The organism is Mesorhizobium sp. M4B.F.Ca.ET.089.01.1.1 (genome assembly GCF_004022605.1).
GTDB lineage: Bacteria > Pseudomonadota > Alphaproteobacteria > Rhizobiales > Rhizobiaceae > Mesorhizobium > Mesorhizobium abyssinicae.
In genome coordinates this window covers 1-1,108 of record NZ_RZOS01000889.1, presented here as the reverse complement: position 1 = coordinate 1,108, position 1,108 = coordinate 1, and the positions used below count along the sequence as shown (strand labels likewise).

Sequence of the window (1,108 nt, the reverse complement as noted above, 5' to 3'; positions counted from 1 at the left end):
CGTTTGCGCGCTTCAGTGGGAAGAAGCTGCTGCAGACCGTCATGGTCGTTGCTGCGCGATCGATCGACGAGAAGGAACAACAGCATAGCTCTCAAAGCGCGGATTCGGGTTGCTTCAATTGACTTCAGGAGGAAATGATGAGCGAATTCGTTGGCAATTATGTTGATCACCAGATGACCTCGCCGTTGGCAGTGGCGCAGCGTTCGGCTAAGGTCAAGCTCATATCGAAAGATCTTGCCCGAAGCGGAGTTCTCTTGGTCGCATCGTGCTTGCGAGTTGAGGTTTATGGTCAGGAGCACGCACTCAGAAACATCGAAAGTACGATATTTTCTGGCTTTTCACCTGGACGAATTGAAGGTGCAGCCACTATTATTCACCGCCTCGCCGAGATTGCGTCTGGCGCTCGTTCCCAGGTCCTTGGCGATAATTATATCATCGATCAGCTGGTGAAAGCTGCCAAACTTCTTGACAGAAAGCTTCCCATTTTCCAAATAGTACGGTTAGCTATTGACATAGGTCGTGCATCTCGCGAGCGACAGCGGTTCATTGCATCGTTCAACAACTGTCACGTTATCCGAGACATTATTGCTGATCAATTTCCGAATCGAGAACTACTCGACCGCCTTTACGTGATCGGGGCGGATAGGCTGGCTCGCGACCTGATCAGAAGTGGTGTGGGAGAGCGATTTCGTTCCACGGCAATTGTAACGCGAAACCCTAAGAACCTTCGCAAACGTCTCCGCGCCTGGACTGACATAGACGTCGCGCTGACGCGCCCGACAGAGATTGGCCACGCACACGAACCACGGTCGATGGTTGTGATCTTAGGCGCCGATGTCAATGATGAATACCAAGTCACTCTCCAGAGCGCGCTTCTCCGATTGCAGCCGCGCGTCATAGTAGATACGTCACCAGTTCCGGTATTCTCGAGTAATGAATTGGATTGCATCAACTATTTGACGGTGTACGACAACGAGTTTCTTCGTGCTGTCGAGAACAACAACAAGCATCTGACGCAAAGACTACCACTGTTACTGTCCGATATTGAAGAAACACTCCGCGTCGCGCAAATATATCTTTCTTCAAAGGCGTCGTAGCCCTCCAGGGG

1 protein-coding gene is annotated in these 1,108 nt (G+C 51.2%); it reads left to right on the top strand.

The window, feature by feature from the left end; genetic code table 11:
* The first annotated feature begins 137 nt into the window (after positions 1-137).
* A complete protein-coding gene (locus EN780_RS34790; RefSeq protein WP_128276505.1) occupies positions 138-1,097 on the top strand; it encodes a hypothetical protein in 960 nt (319 codons plus the stop codon).
* Positions 1,098-1,108 lie beyond the last annotated feature (11 nt).